Source organism: Streptomyces sp. NPDC096105 (assembly GCF_044763335.1).
Lineage (GTDB): Bacteria > Actinomycetota > Actinomycetes > Streptomycetales > Streptomycetaceae > Streptomyces.
This window is the reverse complement of sequence record NZ_JBIWGC010000003.1, coordinates 185,575-200,948: the sequence shown is the minus strand read 5'-3', so window position 1 is coordinate 200,948 and position 15,374 is coordinate 185,575. Positions and strand designations below refer to the sequence as shown.

Below are 15,374 nucleotides of genomic sequence, written 5' to 3'. Positions count from 1 at the left end.
CGGTCCGTGAAGACGCGGGCTCGACGAATCGACAGCGAACTTCGAGGTGCCTACCTTGGCTTTCCAGATGCCGGACCGCGGCGGAGGCCCGACGGGGCCACGGATCAGAGTGGGCCGGCCGTCCCGACGGGTCCGGACCCTGCTCATGACACTGGGCGTCCTTGCCGTCCTCGGCATGGTGTTCACCATGTTCGCGGGGTTCTGGACCGACTGGCTGTGGTACCGATCGGTCAACTACTCGTCGGTGTTCACGACGACCCTGTGGACCAAGATCGGGCTGTTCTTCGTCTTCGGCCTGCTCATGGCCGTCTCGGTCGGCTTCAACGTCTGGCTGGCCCACCGCCTGCGGCCGCCGCTGAGCGCCATGTCGATGGAGCAGCAGAACCTCGACCGGTACCGGATGGGGATCGCGCCCTACAAGAAGTGGCTGCTGCTCGGCATCACCGCGCTGGTGGGCCTGATCGCGGGCGCCTCGGCGTCCAGCCAGTGGCGCACCTGGCTGATGTGGGTCAACGGCGTGCCGTTCGGCCAGAAGGACCCCCAGTTCAACCTGGACGTCTCCTTCTACGCCTTCGACCTGCCCTGGTACCGGTTCCTGCTGGGCTTCGGCTTCGCCGCCGCCGTCCTGGGACTGATCGCCGCCGCGCTCACCCACTACCTGTACGGCGGGCTGCGCATCACCAGCCCGGGCGCGCGCGCCACGGCCGCCGCCACCGGGCACCTGTCGGTGCTGCTCGGCATCTTCGTCGCCCTGAAGGCGGTCGCGTACTGGCTCGACCGGTACGGACTGGCCGTGAAGTCCAGCGACTTCAAGGCCACCGACAGCTGGACCGGTCTGCGGTACGTCGACGCGAACGCCTACCTGCCCGCGAAGACGATCCTGTTCTGCATCGCCGTGATCTGCGCGCTGCTGTTCTTCGCCACCCTGTGGCGGCGCACCTGGCAGCTTCCGGTGATCGGCTTCGGCCTCATGGTGCTGTCGGCGATCCTGATCGGCGGCCTCTACCCGGCGATCGTGCAGAAGTTCCAGGTCCAGCCGAACGAGCAGGCCAAGGAAGCGCCGTACGTCGAGAAGAACCTCAAGGCCACGCGTGAGGCCTACGGGATCGACGACTCGCAGGTGACCGACTACCCGGGCGTCGCCCAGACCAAGGACCAGGCGCAGCTGCGGGACGACGTCACCGACGCGGCCAGCATCCGGATCATGGACCCGAACGTCGTCTCCCCGACGTTCCAGCAGCTCCAGCAGATCAGGAACTACTACGCCTTCCCGACCAACCTGGACGTCGACCGGTACACCAAGGACGGCAAGGAGCAGGACACCGTCATCGGCCTGCGCGAACTGAACTACGCGGGCATCCCGAAGCGGAACTGGATCAACGACCACTTCCGCTACACCCACGGGTACGGTGTCGTCGCCGCCGAGGGCACCAGCGCCGACGCCGGCGGCCGCCCGGCGTTCACCGAGTCCGACCTGCCGTCCAAGGGCGACCTCGGTACGTACGAGCAGCGCGTCTACTACGGCGAGCGGACGACCACGTACTCGATCGTCGGCGGTCCCCAGAAGGAGATCGACTACTCCGACGACAACGGTGAGAAGACGTACAGCTACAAGGGCGACAGCGGCGTCAACCTGGACAACCCGGTGAACCGCGCCGCCTACGCGGTCGCGTTCGGCGAGCCGCAGATCCTGTACTCCGGCGCCATCGGCGAGGGTTCGCGGATCCTGTACAACCGCACGCCCAAGGAGCGCGTCGAGGCGATCGCGCCCTGGCTGACCATCGACGGCGACGCCTACCCGGCGGTCGTCGAGGGCCGGATCCAGTGGATCGTCGACGCCTACACGACGACCAACGGCTACCCGTACGCGTCCCGGACGACGCTCGGCGACACCACGGCCGACTCGCTGACCGCCACCAACGACCAGCGCGCGGTGGTGGCCCAGCAGAACCAGGTCAACTACATCCGCAACTCGGTGAAGGCGACCGTCGACGCGTACAGCGGCGAGGTCAAGCTCTACCAGTGGGACACCCAGGACCCCGTCCTGAAGACGTGGATGAAGGCGTTCCCGGACACCGTGGAGCCGCGGAGCGAGATCTCCAAGGATCTGATGGACCACCTGCGGTACCCGCAGGACCTGTTCAAGGTCCAGCGCGAGCTGCTCACCCGCTACCACGTGAAGGACGCCAACACGTTCCTCTCGGGCAGCGAGGTCTGGCAGGTGCCGGACGACCCGACGAACAAGACGGGCGAGACGGTCCCGCCGTACTACCTGAGCATGCGGATGCCGGACCAGCAGGAGCAGGTGTTCTCGCTCACCACGACGTTCACGCCGAACGGACGTGACAACCTGAGCGCGTTCATGGCGGTCAACGCCGATCCGGGCACCAAGGACTACGGCAAGATCAGAATCCTGAAACTGCCGACCAGCACCACGGTCTCCGGACCCAAGCAGGTGCAGAGCCAGTTCAACTCCCAGCAGGACATCGCCGAGACGATCAGGCTGCTGCGGGGCGGCGACTCCGAGGTCGAGTACGGCAACCTGCTGACGGTCCCGCTGGACGGCGGACTGCTCTACGTGGAGCCGGTCTACGTACGCGGTGGTGGACTGAAGTACCCGCTGCTGCGCAAGGTGCTGGTTACCTACGGCGGCCAGACGGCGTTCGAGGACACGTTGGAGCAGGCGCTCGACAAGGTCTTCGGCGGCGAGGGCACACCCGTCGACCCGCCGGCCGACGAAGGAACCGGCGAGGACGAGGGCACCGGCGAGGACGAGGGCACCACGCCCCCGCCGAGCACGGAGCGGCCCTCGACGGCCCAGGAAGCCCTGAACGACGCGCAGGAGGCCTTCGAGGCCGGCCAGGAAGCCCTGAAGAACAACGACTGGGAGGCCTACGGCCGGGCGCAGGAGGACCTCGAGGACGCGTTGCGCAGGGCCGAGGAGGCGCAGTCCGGCGGGGCCGGCGGCGCGCGGAGCAGTCCGAGCGCCGACCCGAGCACGAGTTCGCGCTCGAACAGCTGACCAGGAGGCCTGGTCACAGGCCCACCCCGCGCCGTGCTACGGTTGCAGCACAACGGCGCGGGGTGGAGCAGCTCGGTAGCTCGCTGGGCTCATAACCCAGAGGTCGCAGGTTCAAATCCTGTCCCCGCTACTGACGTCGCACGACAGCGACACCAAAGGCCCGGATTCCCCAGGGAATCCGGGCCTTTGTGGTGGGCGAACGCATGTACCCGCTCTCCCGACGGCCGTGCCGCCGACGGGAGTTGGGCGGTTTGTGTTTGACTTGTCTCTCTGTGGGCATGTCGACAAAACGCTGAAGTGACCTCACTGGCTGCGGTATACCAGGTGTACCCAGGTTGCAGGTGGTGCGACGATGGATGTTATGGGGGACAAGGCAACTCTGTTCGGGTCAGGGCGTTTTGTGCAGTCCTCCCCCTGGGAGGAACCCCCCCACGACGCGGGGGAGGCGGCCGACGAGGCGGCGGAGGAGCTGCGCCGGCGGCTCGCCGCCGAGGCCGGTGACGTCGAGGCGATGAGCGTCCTCGGCGCCATGCTGCTGCGCCGTGGTGACCTCGACGGTGCCGAACCCCATCTGCGCGCCGCCACCGCCGCGGGCGACCGCGCCGCCGCCAACAACCTGGGCGTCCTGCTGCACCAGCGGGGCTACTCCGACGAGGCCGCCGGATGGTGGCGGATCGCGGCCGTCGCCGGTTCCACGGCCGCGGCCCACGCGCTCGGCCGCCACCACCGTGAGCGCGGCGACGAACCCGCCGCCGAGTACTGGCTGCGCCAGTCCGCCGAACAGGGCCACACCCTCGGCGCGTACGCCCTCGCCGACCTCCTGGAGCACCGGGGGGACACCGAGGGCAGCGAGCGCTGGATGCGGGCCGCCGCCGAACGCGGGCACCGCGAGGGCGCCTACCGGCTCGCCCGCGCCCTGGACCGCAAGGCCGCTCGGGTCTCCGGCGACGACGGCGCGGCGCTCGTCGAGGAGGCCGAGCAGTGGTACCGGCAGGCCGCCGCGCGCGGACACCGCCGGGCCGCCCTGCACCTGGGCACGATCCTGGAGAAGCGCGGCGAGCTGAAGGAGGCGGGCCGCTGGTACCTGACCTCCGCCAAGGACGGCGAGCCGCGCGCCGCGTGCGCGCTCGGCTTCCTGCTGCGCGACGCCGGGGACACCGAGAACGCCGCCGTGTGGTGGCTGCGCGCCGCCCAGAACGGCGACGGCAACGCCGCGAACGCGCTGGGCGCCCTGCACGCCGAGCGCGGCGAGACGCAGACCGCCGAGCGGTGGTACCGGGCCGCCATGGACGCCGGCGACATCAACGGCGCGTACAACCTCGGTCTGCTCTGCGCCGACCAGGGGCGCACCACCCAGGCCGAGCAGTGGTACCGCCGGGCCGCCTACGCCGGACACCGCGAGGCCGCGAACGCGCTGGCGATCCTGCTGCTGCGGGCGGGGGACGAGACCGGCGCGGAGCCGTGGTTCTCCAAGGCCGCGGAGGCGGGCAGCGTGGACGCCGCCTTCAACCTGGGCATCCTGCACGCCGGGCGGGGCGAGGAGCGGGCCGCGCTGCGCTGGTACGAGCGGGCGGCGGCCGCCGGGCACACCGAGGCGGCGCTCCAGGTCGGCATGGCCCGGCTGCGGGACGGCGAGGAGGGCGAGGCCGAGCGGTTCCTGCGGTGCGCGGCGGGTGGCGGCAGCGCGGAGGCGGCGTACCGGCTGGCGACCGTGCTGGACGCCCGGCGCCCGCCGGAGCCCGCGCACGAGCTGGGGGAGCCGGTGCACCGGCGCAGCGAGTGCGAGGAGTGGTACGAGCGGGCGGCCTCGCAGGGGCACCGGCGGGCGCAGGTGCGGGTCGGCATGCTGGCCGCGGCCCGCGGCGACGTGATGGAGGCGGCCCGGTGGTACCGGGAGGCCGCGGAGGCCGGCTCGCGCAACGGCGCGTTCAATCTGGGGCTGCTGCTGGCGCGGGAGGGCAGCGAGCCGGAGGCGGTGGTGTGGTGGACCCGCGCCGCCGACGCCGGCCACGGCCGCGCGGCCCTGCGCCTCGCCCTGGTCCACGCCCGCCGGGGCGAACTCGCGGAGGGCCAGCGCTGGGCCGACCGCGCGGCGGAACTGGGCCCCCAGGCGGTCAAGGAGCGGGCCACCCGCCTCCGCGACGCCCTTCGGGAGGAGCTCTCCGCGTAGCCCGGGCGGGCCGGGGTCCGGGACGGGACCTGCTGGGACGCACCCCTGGGCCCGGGCAGGCCCCGGTGTCTCCGGGCCGGACGGCTGACGTGAGCCCGGAGGGACGGCTCGGGCGGAGCCGGGAGGGAGCCGGAGGCAGGCGCCCGCTGGGGCGCGCCCCAGCGGGCGGCAACGGCCCCGGTGCCTTGAGGACGACCCCCGCTCGGGCGGGCCCGGGGAAGGAATTTGCTTCCGTCGGGCGTCTTGACGTAGCGTTGGGGACATCGCCGCGGGGTGGAGCAGCTCGGTAGCTCGCTGGGCTCATAACCCAGAGGTCGCAGGTTCAAATCCTGTCCCCGCTACTGATGGCCGAGGGCCGGAATCCGAAAGGGTTCCGGCCCTCGGTCGTTCCCTGGGCAGAGGCGTCCAGCGTTCAGGCGTGACGAAGAGCCCCGGTCACTCGGAAGTGGCCGGGGCTTCGTGACGGTGCTGGGTGCCGGCTACGCCGCCGCGCAGGTGGGGCACAGGCCGCGGTACGTCACCTCGACGTCGGACACCGTGAAACCGAACCGCTCCGTGTCGGGGAGGTCGGCCAGCGGGTTGCCGGTCGGGTGGACGTCGCGGATCGACCCGCACTGCGCGCACACCAGATGGTGGTGCGGGCGGTGCGCGTTCGGGTCGTAGCGCTTGGCCCGCTGGTCCGTCGCGACCTCCAGCACCTCACCGAGCGAGACCAGCTCGCCCAGGGTGTTGTAGACGGTCGCCCGGGAGATCTCGGGCAGCTTGACGACAGCTCTGGCGTGCACCTCGTCGGCCGTCAGGTGGACGTGTTCGCCGTCGAGGACCTCGGCCACCACACGGCGCTGCGCGGTCATCCGCCAGCCGCGTCCGCGAAGTCGTTCCAGAAGGTCACTCATAGGCACCAGCCTAACAGCAGGGGGGAGTCGAGCCCCCGAACGGATGCGATTTTGGAGCTTTACTTGACTTAGACATTGTCCATTGTAGGATCGAGCTCGGCTTTGGCCAAGAGACCAGTTGGTCAGTAATGGACGCAGGAGGCGCACGTGACGCAGGGACCGCTTACTACGGAGGCCGGTGCCCCGGTTGCCGACAACCAGAACAGCGAGACCGCGGGCGTCGGCGGCCCGGTCCTCGTGCAGGACCAGCTCCTGCTCGAGAAGCTGGCCCACTTCAACCGCGAGCGCATCCCGGAGCGCGTGGTGCACGCCCGCGGCGCCGGTGCGTACGGCACCTTCAAGGTGACCGCCGACGTCACGAAGTACACCCGGGCGAAGTTCCTGTCCGAGGTCGGCAAGGAGACCGAGGTCTTCCTGCGCTTCTCCACGGTCGCGGGCAACCTGGGCGCCGCCGACGCGGTGCGTGACCCGCGCGGTTTCGCGGTGAAGTTCTACACCGAGGAGGGCAACTACGACCTCGTCGGCAACAACACCCCGGTGTTCTTCATCCGGGACGCCATCAAGTTCCCCGACTTCATCCACACCCAGAAGCGCGACCCGTACACCGGTTCGCAGGAGGCGGACAACGTCTTCGACTTCTGGGGTCTGTCGCCCGAGTCCACGCACCAGGTGACCTGGCTGTTCGGTGACCGCGGCATCCCGGCGTCCTACCGCCACATGGACGGCTTCGGCTCCCACACCTACCAGTGGAACAACGAGGCCGGCGAGGTCTTCTGGGTCAAGTACCACTTCAAGACGGACCAGGGCATCAAGAACCTGACCGCCGAAGAGGCCGAGATCCTCGCGGGCAAGGACCCCGACTCGCACCAGCGCGACCTGCGCGAGGCCATCGAGCGCGGCGAGTACCCGTCCTGGACCGTCTACGTCCAGATCATGCCGGCGGCCGAGGCGCCGACCTACCGCTTCAACCCGTTCGACCTGACCAAGGTCTGGCCGCACGCGGACTACCCGCTGATCGAGTTCGGCAAGCTGGAGCTCAACCGCAACCCGGAGAACATCTTCGCCGAGGTCGAGCAGTCGATCTTCAGCCCCGCCCACTTCGTGCCGGGCATCGGTCCCTCCCCGGACAAGATGCTCCAGGGCCGTCTCTTCGCGTACGGCGACGCCCACCGCTACCGCGTCGGCATCAACGCCGACCACCTGCCGGTGAACCGCCCGCACGCCACCGAGGCGCGCACCCACTCCCGTGACGGCTACCTGTACGACGGCCGCCACAAGGGCGCGAAGAACTACGAGCCGAACAGCTTCGGCGGCCCCTTCCAGACGGACCGCCCGCTGTGGCAGCCCGTCCCGGTCACCGGGGTCACCGGCGAGTCGGTCACGCCCGTCCACGCCGAGGACAACGACTTCGTCCAGGCGGGCAACCTCTACCGGCTGATGTCGGAGGACGAGAAGGAGCGCCTGGTCAAGAACCTGGCGAACGCCATCTCGGGTGTGACGCGCGACGACATCGCCGAGCGCGCGATCAACAACTTCCGCCAGGCCGACGAGGACTTCGGCAAGCGGCTGGAGGCCGCGGTGCAGGCCCTGCGCGGCTGATTCCAGCGCTGGACCGCTTGTCGATCGACGGGCCGGACTCCCTCACGGGGGTCCGGCCCGTTCCCGTGCCGTCAGGCGGGCACCTGCGGGGCGCACTGCCGCGCGGGCGCCCAGCAGCGGATGATGTCGCGGACCGAGACGATGCCCGCGGGCTCGTCCCGGTCGAGGACGATCAGATGCCGGAAGCCCCCGTGGGCCATGGCGGCCGCCGCCTCCTCGACGGTCCAGGAGGGGGTGGCGAAGACGACGTCGGTGGTGGTGTGGGCGTGGGCGCGCTCCGCGTCAGGGTCCTGGCCGAGACCCACGGAGTTGAGGACGTCCCGTTCGGTGAGGATGCCGATGCCGGTGCCGTCGGGGTCGAGGACCACGGCCGCGCCCACCCGGCGCGCGGACATCAGGGCGGCGGCCTGGCGGAGCGTGTGGGCGGGGCCGATGGTGAGGACCACGGTGCTCATGGCGTCACGGACGAGCATGGGTGGAGCCACCTCCTACCAGAAAGCGCGAGGTCACGGGCGCGCGGGCCCGCTCGTGCGCGCTTTCACAAGTTCACAAGTGGGGGAGGCTCTCAGAGTGGCAGGCAAAGCGGGGGTCAACAAGGGGGCGCACGCGGCCGGCGGGGGGCGCGGGGACCGGCCGCGGCCGGTTCAGTAGCGCTGGTTGAGATACCCCAGCAGTTCGTCGTGCAGCAGACCGTTCGACGCGGCGGCGTTGCCGCTGTGCGGGCCCGGGCGGCCGTCGAGCCCGGTGAAGGCGCCGCCGGCCTCCGTCACCACGATCGCCGTGGCCGCCATGTCCCACAGCGACAGCTCCGGCTCCGCGCACAGGTCGACCGACCCCTCGGCGACCATCATGTACGGCCAGAAGTCGCCGTACGCGCGCGTGCGCCACACCTCGCGGGTGAGGTCGAGGAAGCCGTCCAGCCGCCCCTGCTCCTCCCAGCCGGTGAGTGAGGAGTACGCGAAGGAGGCGTCGGAGATCCGCGAGACGCGGGAGACCTGGAGCCGGGTGGCTGAGGACAGGCTGCGCCCGGCGTAGGCGCCGTGGCCCCGCGCCGCCCACCAGCGGCGGCCCAGGGCGGGGGCGGACACCACGCCGACGACCGGCTGGAAGCCTCCCCCGGCGTCGGCCTCCATGAGCGCGATCAGCGTGGCCCAGACGGGCACGCCGCGCACGTAGTTCTTGGTGCCGTCGATCGGGTCGATCACCCAGCGGCGCGGGCCGGTGCCCTCGACGCCGTACTCCTCGCCCAGGACGGCGTCGCGCGGGCGGGCGCGCTGGAGGTGGCCGCGGATGAGCTCCTCGGCGGCCTTGTCCGCCTCGCTCACCGGCGTCATGTCGGGTTTGGTCTCCACCTTGAGGTCGAGAGCCTTGAACCGGTCCATGGTCGCGGCGTCGGCGGCGTCCGCGAGGACATGGGCGAGACGCAGGTCGTCGAGGTAGTCGGGCATGCGACGAACGGTATCGGCCGAGATCGGTTCCCGGCCACCGGGGGCCGGTTCCGCGACCCCTTGACAGCGCCCGGGGGTCCGTCAAACCTGACCGCAGGGTCGGCCGCTCGCCCCGAGGGAGGCGATGATGCCTGCAGCGCGGGAATCTCTGCTGGACGCCGCTTACACCGCCCTGGCCCGCCGTCCGTGGTCCGCCGTGCGCATGGTGGACGTGGCCGCCGCGGCCGGGGTCTCCCGCCAGACGCTCTACAACGAGTTCGGCAGCAAGGACGGTCTCGCCCGTGCCCTGGTCCGCCGGGAGGCCGACGGCTACCTGGCCGGCGTCGACCGGGCCCTCACCGCCCACGCCGACCCCCGCGACCGCCTCACCGCGACCGCCGAGTGGACCACGCTGAGCGCCCGCGAGAACGCCCTGGTGCGGGCCGTGCTCACCGGCTGCTGGAGCGAGCGTCTGCCCGCGCCCGCCGCCGGGGCCGTCCCGTCCGGCTCCCCGGTGCCCGCGCAGCGTCGCGCCGACGGGCCGCTGCCCTCGCCCGCCGACTTCGTGCACCTGGTCCGCGACCGGGCCGTCGCCGTGCTCGCCGGGCCGGGGCACGTGCGGGGCGACACCGCCGACCTGGCCCGCTCCTGCGAGCTGGTGATCCGCCTCGCCCTGTCCTGCGTGGTCGCGCCCCCGCCCGGCGACGACGGCGTGGCCGAACTGGTCAGGGGCGCCCTGCACCGACAACCGGTGCCGTAGCGGGCAGCCGAAAGGGAGCGGCTCAGTGGGCCGAGCCCGAGAGCTGGAGCCCGATCACCCCGAGGATCACCAGGGTGATGGAGACGATCTTCAGGGTGGACACCAGGTCCCCGAGGAACACCATCCCGTAGATGGCCGTCCCCGCCGCCCCGATGCCCGTCCACACCGCGTACGCCGGCCCCACGTCCAGCTTCTTCAGCGCCAGCGTCAGCAAGCCGAAGCTGCCGAGGGCGAACGCGCAGAAGGCGATGGTCGGCCACAGCCGGGTGAACCCGTGCGACAGCTTCAGGCACACGGCGAAACCGGTCTCGAGCAACCCGGCGACGATGACCAGCAGCCACGCCATGTGTGTCCTCCCGCATGCCCCGCGTACAGTGACCGCTTCGTCCGGTTCGTGTCCGACTCGGTGTGATTATGCACTTACCGGCCGCAGGTCGGGGCGAACACGACGCGGGTCAGTCCCCGTCGGTGCGTTCCCGCGAGGCGAGCAGCCGCCGCAGCGAGTACAGCCGCGCCGGGTCCGCGTGGCCCTCCGCCACCCAGGCGTCCAGCGCGCAGTCCGGTTCGTCGTGGCTGCACGCGCGCGGACAGCCCTCCGTGCCCGGCTCCAGGTCGGGGAAGGCGTGGATGACCCGCGACGGGTCGACGTGGGCCAGCCCGAACGACCGCACGCCCGGCGTGTCGATCACCCAGCCCCCGGCGCCCGCGAGCGGCAGCGCCAGCGCGGACGTCGTGGTGTGGCGTCCCCGCCCGGTCACCGCGTTGACGTGGCCGGTGGAGCGCCGCCGCTCCTCCGGGACCAGCGCGTTCACCAGGGTCGTCTTGCCGACCCCCGAGTGGCCCACGAACGCCGTGATCCGGCCGTCGAGCTGCTCGCGCACCCGCTCCACCGCCGCGCCGCTCTCCAGCTCCGCGCGGCTGGTGACGACGTAGGGGATGTCCAGGTCGCCGTAGAGCTCCAGCAGCTTGTCGGGCGGGGCGAGATCGGACTTGGTGAGCACCAGCAGCGGTTCCAGGCCGCCGTCGTAGGCGGCGACCAGGCAGCGGTCGATCAGCCGCGGCCGGGGCTCGGGGTCGGCGAGGGCGGTGACCACGGCGAGCCGGTCGGCGTTGGCGACGACCACCCGCTCGTAGGGGTCGTCGTCGTCGGCGGTGCGGCGCAGCACCGACGAGCGCTCCCCGATCCGCACGATCCGGGCGAGGGTGTCCTTCCTCCCGGACAGATCGCCCACCAGGGCCACCCGGTCGCCCACCACGGCGGCCTTGCGGCCCAGCTCGCGGGCCTTCATCGCGGTCACGACGCGGTCCTCGACGAGGCAGGTCAGCCGGCCCCGGTCGACCGTGAGGACCATGCCCTCGGCGGCGTCCTCGTGCTTGGGCCTGATGTGGGTGCGCGGCCGGTTGCCCCTGCGGTTGGGGCGGGAGCGGATGTCGTCCTCGTCGGTGTGCTTGCCGTAGCGGCGCATCGTGAACCCCTACGCCCCGAGCATCCCGGTCCACAGCTCGGGGAAGTCCGGCAGGGTCTTCGCCGTGGTCGCCACGTTCTCGATCTGCACGCCCTCGACCGCCAGACCGATGATCGCACCGGCCGTGGCCATGCGGTGGTCCTCGTAGGTGTGGAAGACCCCGCCGTGCAGCCGCCGCGGGCGGATGTGCAGGCCGTCGGCCGTCTCGGTGACGTCACCGCCCAGCTCGTTGATCTCCTTGGTGAGCGCGGCCAGCCGGTCCGTCTCGTGCAGCCGCAGATGCGCCACGCCCCGCAGCGTCGACGGGGAGTCCGCGAGGGCCGCGACGGCCGCGACGCCCGGCGTCAGCTCGCCCACCTCGCCGAGGTCCACGTCGATGCCGTGCACCGCGCCGGAGCCGGTGAAGACCAGCCCGTACTCGGTCAGCTCGCAGGAACCGCCCATCTCGGTGAAGATCTCCCGCAGCCGGTCGCCGGGCTGGGTGGTCCGCGCGGGCCAGTCGGGGATCACCACCTTGCCGCCGGTGACCAGCGCGGCCGCCAGGAACGGCTGCGCGTTGGACAGGTCGGGCTCGATCGTCAGGTCCCGGCCGAGCAGGGCGCCCGGGGTGACCCGCCAGACGTTCGGCTCGCCGCCCGACTCGGGGGTGTCGACCTGGGCCCCGACCGCGCGGAGCATGTCGACGGTCATCCGGATGTGCGGCATCGACGGCAGCGTCGCGCCGGTGTGCCGCAGCTCCACGCCCTGGTTGAACCGCGGCGCCGACAGCAGCAGTGCGCTGACGAACTGCGACGAGGACGACGCGTCCACCTCGACCGTGCCGCCGTCCAGCGCGCCCCCGCCGTGCACCGTCATCGGCAGCGCGCCCCGGTCGTCGTCGTCGATCCGGGCGCCCAGCTGACGGAGCGCGTCGATGACGCCGTTCAGGGGACGCTCGTGGGACCGCGGGTCGCCGTCGAAGCGCACGGGGCCGTCCGCGAGGGCGGCCACCGGCGGCAGGAACCGCATCACCGTGCCCGCGTTGCCCACGTCCACGGTGGCCGGGCCGTGCGGACCGGCCGGCACCACCCGCCAGGCCTCGCCCGTCCCGTCGGGACCGATCCCCTCCTCGATCTCCACGCCCATGGCGCGCAGCGCGCCCGCCATCAGCAGCGTGTCGCGCGAGCGCAGCGGGCGGCGCAGCCAGCCCGGCTCGGAGGCGAGGGCGGCGAGCACGAGGGCGCGGTTGGTGACCGATTTGGACCCGGGCACGTGGACCGTCGCGTCGACGGCTCCGCTCGCGTGCGGGGCGGGCCAGAGGGCGGTGTGCATGGGGTTCGGGGCCATGGGGCCACTTTATAAGGAGGCGAGGGGACAGGCTGCTCCGTGCCCGCCAGGCGGAACACGCCGGCCGGTGACTCCCGCCGCCCGGCCACGCGCTCCGGCGCGATCACGGGACTTCAGCACGCCCCGGCCCGGCGAAGGGTTCCAGCCGGCGGTGCGGCCGGGTGCTCTGCCCGGCCGGGGCCCGGCGTGATCGCGGGCTTCCGCGCGCTTCCGTGCCCGGCGGAGGGTTCCGGTCGCCGGCCGGGTCAGGTGCCCCGCCCGGCCGGGGGCCTCGCCGCCCGGCCGGTCACAGCCCCAGCAGCCAGCGCCCCCCGCCGAGCAGGGAGCACAGCGACACCGCGTGGAACAGGAACAGCCACAGCCCCGCCGGCACCTGCGTCAGCCGGGAGAGCTGGTCCGCGTCCGAGTCGCCGGCGCCCCCGCGGCGCCGCTTGGCCTGCAGCTCGAACGCCGGGCGCACCCCGCCCAGCAGCAGGAACCACACCACGGCGTACGCGAACGCCGCCTGCACCTGCGGGCCCGTCAGCCACGACACCAGCACGAACGTGCTCCCGGTGACCAGCACCGACACCGCCCCGTAGGCGTTGCGGATCATCACCAGCACCGCCAGCAGCAGCGCGGTGGCCAGCCACAGCAGCAGCGTGATGCGTCCGGTGCCGAGCAGCGCGGCGCCGCCCAGGCCCAGCAGCGGGGGAGCGGTGTAACCGGCGGCGGCCGTGAGGATCATGCCGATGCCGGTCGGCTTGCCCCGGCTCACGGTCAGGCCGCTGGTGTCCGAGTGCAGGCGTATCCCCGTCAGCGTGCGGCCGGTGAGCAGCGCCACCAGGCCGTGCCCGCCCTCGTGGGCGATGGTGACGGCATTGCGCGCCACCCGCCAGGGCGCCTGCGGCACGACCACGGCGGCGGCCGTCACCAGCGTCGCGACGACCACCCACAGGTCGGGGTCGGGCTGGGTGCCCGAGACCTCGTCCCAGAGGGAGGCGAGGGAGGCGGACGCGGTGCTGACCATGCTCGTCATGTGTTTCGGATCGCTCCCTGTGCGCGTGCGGAGTCTGGCAGTGTTGCATGTATGTGCGGACGGTATGCAGCGAGTCGCAGGCCCGAGGATCTCGCCGGGATCTTCGAGATCGAGAAGTGGGAGACCGAGGAGACCCTGGAGCCCGATTACAACGTGGCGCCGACCAAGAAGGTCCACGCCGTCCTCGACCGCCCTCTGAAGGACGCGGACGACCCCCGCCCGGTTCGCCAGCTCCGTACCCTCAAGTGGGGACTGGTGCCCTCGTGGTCCAAGACCCCCGAGGGCGGCGCCCGGATGATCAACGCCCGTGCGGAGACCGTCCACGAGAAGCCCTCCTACCGCCGCGCCTTCGCCTCCCGCCGCTGCATCCTCCCCGCCGACGGTTACTACGAGTGGGTCACCGGCAAGCAGGAGCGCGAGCTGGAGGTCGAGGGGAAGAAGAAGCGGCCCCGCAAGCAGCCCTACTTCGTGACCCCGGCCGACGGCTCGGTCTTCGCGATGGCCGGACTGTACGAGTTCTGGCGCGACCGCACGCTGCCCGACGACCACCCGCAGGCCTGGTGGGCGACCTGCACCGTGATCACCACCGAGGCGGAGACGAGCCCGCTGGCCGCGGCCCCGGCGGAGGGCCCGCGCTCCCTGGCCGAGATCCACCCGCGCATGCCGCTGATGCTCACCCCGGACCGCTGGGACGCCTGGCTGGACCCGTCCCGGACCGACCCCGAGGAGCTGCGCGCGCTGCTCGCCCCGCCGCTGCCCGGCCTGATGCGCGCCTACCCGGTCGCCACCGCCGTCAGCAACGTCCGCAACAACGGCCCGGAGCTGCTGGAGGAGCTGGCCGCCCCGGAAGAGGGCACACTCTTCTGACGTGACCACCGACACCACCCCGCACACCGAGGATGTCCTCACCGACGCCGGCGCCGCCCGCATCACCTGGCACCACGCCCCCGGCCGCGCCCGCCTCGTCCTCGCGGCGAGCCACGGCGCGGGCGGCGGCATCGAGGCCCGCGACCTCGCCGCGCTCGCCGCCGTCCTGCCCGCGCACGGCGTCACCGTCGCCCTCGTCGAACAGCCCTGGCGGGTGGCCGGCAGGAAGGTCGCCCCGGCGCCGAAGACCCTGGACACCGGCTGGCGCGGCGTCTGGCCCGCGCTGGCGGAGCCGGGCCTGCCGGTGATCTCCGGCGGACGCAGCGCCGGCGCCCGCGTCGCCTGCCGCACCGCGGCGGACCTGGGCGCCCGTGCCGTGCTCGCGCTGAGCTTCCCGCTGCACCCGCCGGGCAAGCCGGAGAAGTCCCGCGCGGAGGAGCTGCTGGGCGCGGGCGTCCCCACGCTCGTCGTCCAGGGCGGCAACGACCCCTTCGGGAAACCGGCCGAGTTCCCCGAAGGCGACCACGAACTGGTCGAGGTGGCGCGGGCCGACCACGGCTTCGCGGTGCCCGGGCGGGCGGACCTCACCCAGGAGGAGGCGTTGCGGGTGATCACGGACGCGGTCGTGCGGTGGACCGCGGCCCTCGGCTGAGCAGTGCCGGGAATGCGTGGACCGTCCCCACTGTTGTGGGGGGCGTACGTGCCGGTCGCACGGCACCGCCGTCGTAGGAGAGGAAGTCCACCGCATGGGTTCCACGTTCTGCCCGAGCCGCAGTGCCCGCGCCGACCTCGACTGGACGGTGCTGCACGCGGCCAGGACCGT

The 15,374-nt window shown here is 72.2% G+C and carries 13 protein-coding genes and 2 tRNA genes; 8 read left to right on the top strand and 7 right to left on the bottom strand.

Translation table 11 applies throughout. The features are described 5' to 3' along the window. Positions 1–67: 67 nt before the first annotated feature. From ACIQ8B_RS06425 to ACIQ8B_RS06410, 4 genes are all read left to right on the top strand, one after another. Entirely contained in the window at positions 68–3,022 is a 2,955-nt protein-coding gene (locus ACIQ8B_RS06425; protein ID WP_403546028.1) for a UPF0182 family protein, read from the top strand. A gap of 56 nt (positions 3,023–3,078) precedes the next feature. After that, positions 3,079–3,152: transfer RNA gene (locus tag ACIQ8B_RS06420), tRNA-Met, on the top strand. Between the two features lie 222 nt (positions 3,153–3,374). Continuing rightward, positions 3,375–5,192: a tetratricopeptide repeat protein gene (locus ACIQ8B_RS06415; protein WP_290005893.1), complete on the top strand. Its 1,818-nt coding sequence runs from the start codon at positions 3,375–3,377 to the stop codon at positions 5,190–5,192. A gap of 267 nt (positions 5,193–5,459) precedes the next feature. Next, positions 5,460–5,533 (top strand) — tRNA-Met (locus ACIQ8B_RS06410). A 138-nt stretch (positions 5,534–5,671) separates the two neighbouring features. On the opposite strand, the gene ACIQ8B_RS06405 is transcribed toward ACIQ8B_RS06410, so the two are convergent. Continuing rightward, on the bottom strand, positions 5,672–6,088 hold the full coding sequence (locus ACIQ8B_RS06405) for a Fur family transcriptional regulator (protein ID WP_106412539.1): 417 nt from the start codon (positions 6,086–6,088) through the stop codon (positions 5,672–5,674). A 147-nt stretch (positions 6,089–6,235) separates the two neighbouring features. Between ACIQ8B_RS06405 and ACIQ8B_RS06400 the strand changes: the two genes are divergently transcribed. Further along, complete coding sequence (locus tag ACIQ8B_RS06400; RefSeq protein WP_106412538.1) at positions 6,236–7,687, top strand: catalase; 1,452 nt, start codon at positions 6,236–6,238, stop codon at positions 7,685–7,687. Between the two features lie 71 nt (positions 7,688–7,758). Here ACIQ8B_RS06400 and ACIQ8B_RS06395 read toward each other — a convergent pair whose 3' ends face one another. After that, entirely contained in the window at positions 7,759–8,160 is a 402-nt protein-coding gene (locus ACIQ8B_RS06395; RefSeq protein ID WP_290005897.1) for a cyclic nucleotide-binding/CBS domain-containing protein, read from the bottom strand. Between the two features lie 171 nt (positions 8,161–8,331). Further along, on the bottom strand, positions 8,332–9,135 hold the full coding sequence (gene hisN, locus ACIQ8B_RS06390; protein WP_106412536.1) for a histidinol-phosphatase: 804 nt from the start codon (positions 9,133–9,135) through the stop codon (positions 8,332–8,334). Between the two features lie 124 nt (positions 9,136–9,259). On the opposite strand from hisN, the gene ACIQ8B_RS06385 reads away from it, so the two are divergent. After that, positions 9,260–9,874, top strand: a complete 615-nt coding sequence (locus ACIQ8B_RS06385) for a TetR/AcrR family transcriptional regulator (RefSeq protein WP_403545697.1) — start codon at positions 9,260–9,262, stop codon at positions 9,872–9,874. Between the two features lie 22 nt (positions 9,875–9,896). Here the strand turns inward: ACIQ8B_RS06385 and ACIQ8B_RS06380 are convergent, their stop codons facing one another. The 4 genes from ACIQ8B_RS06380 to ACIQ8B_RS06365 form a co-directional block, all read right to left on the bottom strand. Next, positions 9,897–10,220 (bottom strand): multidrug efflux SMR transporter, encoded by a 324-nt coding sequence (locus ACIQ8B_RS06380; protein ID WP_106412534.1) that lies wholly within the window; start codon positions 10,218–10,220, stop codon positions 9,897–9,899. Positions 10,221–10,329: 109 nt separating this feature from the next. Next, positions 10,330–11,340, bottom strand: coding sequence for a ribosome small subunit-dependent GTPase A (gene rsgA / locus ACIQ8B_RS06375; RefSeq protein WP_106412533.1), 1,011 nt, complete (start codon positions 11,338–11,340; stop codon positions 10,330–10,332). A gap of 9 nt (positions 11,341–11,349) precedes the next feature. Next, positions 11,350–12,666 carry a 3-phosphoshikimate 1-carboxyvinyltransferase gene (aroA, locus tag ACIQ8B_RS06370; protein WP_403545694.1) on the bottom strand — a complete coding sequence of 439 codons (1,317 nt, stop codon included), beginning with the start codon at positions 12,664–12,666 and terminating at the stop codon, positions 11,350–11,352. A gap of 286 nt (positions 12,667–12,952) precedes the next feature. Then, positions 12,953–13,675 (bottom strand): M50 family metallopeptidase, encoded by a 723-nt coding sequence (locus ACIQ8B_RS06365; RefSeq protein WP_106416249.1) that lies wholly within the window; start codon positions 13,673–13,675, stop codon positions 12,953–12,955. Positions 13,676–13,735: 60 nt separating this feature from the next. Here ACIQ8B_RS06365 and ACIQ8B_RS06360 point away from each other — a divergent pair, with 60 nt between their 5' ends. Both ACIQ8B_RS06360 and ACIQ8B_RS06355 read left to right on the top strand, forming a co-directional pair. Continuing rightward, a complete protein-coding gene (locus ACIQ8B_RS06360) occupies positions 13,736–14,551 on the top strand; it encodes an SOS response-associated peptidase (RefSeq protein WP_403545692.1) in 816 nt (271 codons plus the stop codon). Position 14,552: 1 nt separating this feature from the next. After that, positions 14,553–15,203 carry an alpha/beta family hydrolase gene (locus ACIQ8B_RS06355; protein ID WP_403545690.1) on the top strand — a complete coding sequence of 217 codons (651 nt, stop codon included), beginning with the start codon at positions 14,553–14,555 and terminating at the stop codon, positions 15,201–15,203. Positions 15,204–15,374 lie beyond the last annotated feature (171 nt).